This is a genomic window from Planomonospora algeriensis, from assembly GCF_977012225.1.
Genome location: NZ_CDRNDK010000599.1, coordinates 1 through 3211 on the forward strand (window position 1 = coordinate 1; position 3211 = coordinate 3211).

General features: G+C 71.8%; 3 protein-coding genes. All 3 read right to left on the minus strand.

Translation table 11 applies throughout. The features are described from left to right. Positions 1–953, minus strand: a 953-nt coding sequence (locus ACWJ6R_RS33085) for a family 2B encapsulin nanocompartment shell protein (RefSeq protein ID WP_449065991.1), incomplete at its 3' end; no start/stop codon positions are given. A 253-nt stretch (positions 954–1206) separates the two neighbouring features. Continuing rightward, positions 1207–2283: a polyprenyl synthetase family protein gene (locus tag ACWJ6R_RS33090; protein ID WP_449065992.1), complete on the minus strand. Its 1077-nt coding sequence runs from the start codon at positions 2281–2283 to the stop codon at positions 1207–1209. Between the two features lie 239 nt (positions 2284–2522). After that, positions 2523–3211, minus strand: a 689-nt coding sequence (locus tag ACWJ6R_RS33095) for a TSUP family transporter (protein WP_449065993.1), incomplete at its 5' end; no start/stop codon positions are given.

Genomic DNA, 3211 nt, shown 5'->3' on the forward strand with positions numbered 1-3211 from the left:
TCGGCGTTGTGCAGCAGCCCGAACTCGCGGTTGTTGACCAGCTCGTGCTCCTGCCGCTCCCGCAGCGCCTCGACCGTCAGCCGCAGCTGCTGCTCGGTCTGGTTCATCGGCTCGTCGTACAGATCGGCCACCCGGGTGTGCACCCGCAGCACCGTCTGCGCCACGCTCAGCTCGTACTCCCGCGGCGCGAGCTCGTAGTCGACGAACGTGCCCGGCAGCACCGGCTCGCCCCGGTGGCCCGCCGTCAGCGCGATCTCCGCCTCCCCGTAGGCGTTCCGCGGCCGGTCGGGGTCCTCCTGGGAGCGCTGGACATGCGCGTGCAGGCTCTCCGACCGCGCGGCGAGCCGTTCGTAGGCCTCCCGGGGCAGGGCGAGCACCGTGCAGGCGGTGGTCGCCCTGACCGTGTGCTCCCAGGTCGCGTCCGCGCTCACCAGCGCCTGCTCCCCGAAGTAGTCGCCGTCGGCCAGCACGCCCAGCAGCGCCTCACCGCCGTAGGGCCCCTCCCCCAACCTGCCGACCTTGCCGTGGGCCAGCAGGAAGACCTCGTCCACCGGGGTCCCCGCCTCCGCGATCACCTGGCCGGGGTCGTACTCCCGCTGGACGAACAGGTCCGCGAGGCTCGCCAGCACGTCGGCGTCGCCGTACCCGCGCAGGGCGGGGAGCTCGCACAGTTCGGCGGCGATGACCCTGACCTGCGCGCCGGTGGAGACGAAGGTCACCCGGCCGTCGGCGACCTGGTAGGTCAGCCGCCGGTTGACCCGGTAGGCGCCACCGACGGCCTCCACCCACGGCAGCAGGCGCAGCAGGTGCCGGGAGGTGATCGCCTGCATCTGCGGCGGGGTCTTGGTCGTCGTGGCCAGGTTGCGCGCGGCGCGGGTGCCCAGGCTGAGGCGGTTCTCGTGGGGCTCGCCGGCATCGCCGCGGGAGTCGGTGGAGATCGCAGGTTCGGTCATGGCGCACATCACCCATCTGTGTTCGGCCGGTGGCCGTTTGCCGGGGAATCGGTCCCGCTCCGGTGGTCGGAACCCGGCGGAGCGGAGAGGTACGTCGGGCAGGCGGGAAGTCGGGAGGTCGGACAGGCGGGAGGTCGGACAGGAGGGAAGGCAGGAGGGAAGGCAGGAGGGCGGCCAGCGGGTCGGGGAGGCGGGGATCAGGCTCGCGGGGGCGGTGGATGTCGCGGCACGGGACGCTCCCCGTGCCGTCCCCTTACACGACCCGGTGGGTCAGGCGGTCGACCAGCAGCGCCAGCGCCTCGCAGGTCCGCGCGGGGATCACGCCCTCGCGCAGCACGTCGAGCGCCTGGTCGGCGCGTCGCGTGATCAGTGACTCGACGTGGGCGAGCGCCCCGGTGTCCACGATGATCTGCCGGAGCACGTCCGCGTTCCGCTCGTCCAGCCCGGGTTCCCCGTGCCAGGTGCGGAGTCGGTCGCGTTGCGGGCCCCGGGCGCGGGCGAACGCGTGCGCGATCAGCACGGTCCGCTTCCCCTCCCGCAGGTCGTCGATGACCGGCTTGCCGGTCACCGCGGTGTCGCCGAAGACACCCAGGATGTCGTCACGCAGCTGGAACGCCTCTCCCAGCGGCAGCCCGAACCGGGAGTACGCATCCAGCAGCGAGGGATCGGCTCCGGCGAGCACCCCGCCGATCTGCAGCGGGCGCTCGACGGTGTACTTGGCCGTCTTGTAGCGCACCACCCGCAGGGCCCGCTCGACGCTCGCCTCCTCCCCCATGCCCGCCAGGATGTCGAGGTACTGTCCGGAGATCACCTCCAGGCGCATCCGGCTGAACAGCATCCGGGCCTCGTGCGTACGGTCCTGGCCCACCTCGACGCCGGTCAGCAGCTCGTCCGCCCAGGCCTGGGCGAGCACGCCCAGCAGGATCGCGGCGGAGCCGCCGAACGCCTGCGCGCCGGGCGGCCGGGCGGGGCCGGCGAGGCTGCGGTGGAGCGTCGGGCGGCCCCGGCGCGTGTCGCTGCCGTCCATGACGTCGTCGTGGACGAGCAGACCGGCGTGGCAGAGCTCCAGCGCCGCACCCGCGTCGATCACGGGTCCCTCTTCCCGGGTCCCGCCTCCGGCGCCGTGCCAGCCCCAGTAGCACAGGATCGGCCGGATCCGCTTTCCGCCCGCCACCACGAACTCCCGCAGCTGCCGGTACCCCTCGATCACGTCCGGGTCGTCCACCGGGGAGAGGTGCGCGTCCAGGAACCGGACCAGCCTGGCGTCCACCTTCCGCCGCACTCTGTCGATGGCTTTCGAGATCGGCGTCTCCGCGATCTCCGTCGTCATAGATGGCCCTTCGATGACGGACAGGATTACAAAGAGGAAGTTACGCCATGACCACGGGAATGCAAATACCCATTTTCAAAATCGCGGTTTTTACAGAAAGTGCAGATCACCGCACATATAAAACCATTCGAGGCCGATATCACACCGTAGGCGGTCCGTCCCGATAAGAAGTCGAGTCGACGGCTTCGAGGCCATCCTTTTCACAAAGAGCTCACCGAAAAAGAACGCCCTGAAAGCCTTCATGATTTACGATGGGCTGAAATATAGGGAAATGGCCATTCGATGCGGACCGGAGCCCGGTGTCCGTTCCGGGGCCTCAGGCCCGGTAGGTCTCCACCCCCAGCTTGACCGCGACCGCAAGACCGCAGGCGGCGGCGACGAACCGGAGCGACTGCCGGCAGCCGCCGGGCGATCGCCGGGCCGATCCAGCCGCCGGCCAGGAACCCCGCGGCGAGCGGTACGGCGGCCGCCCACTCGACCGGCCCGAAGAGCGCGAAGCCGAGGGCGGCCACCGCGTTGGCGAGCGCGGAGACCACGTTCTTGACGGCGTTGACCTTGACCGCGGACTGGCGCAGCACGGCGCTGAGCACCGCGAACATGAGGATCCCCCCGGCGGCCCCGAAGTAGCCGACGTAGACCGCGACCGCGAACAGTGCCGCCCGCGCGGCCCAGCCGCGTTCCGCCGCGTGGCCCCCGCCGCCCCCACCGGACCCGCCGTTCCCGCTCACCGTTCCACGCCCGCCCGATCCGGCAGGCGCGCCCGACCCGTCCGGCCCGTTCCGCTCGCGTGGCCCGCCTGGGCGCGGCGGGCGGAGCAGCAGGAGAGAGGCGCCCGCGATGAGCCAGGGCGCGACCGCCTCGAAGGCCTGGGGCGGGGTCGTCAGCAGCAGCCCGGCGCCCGCCGCCCCGCCCAGCGCGGTGACCCACC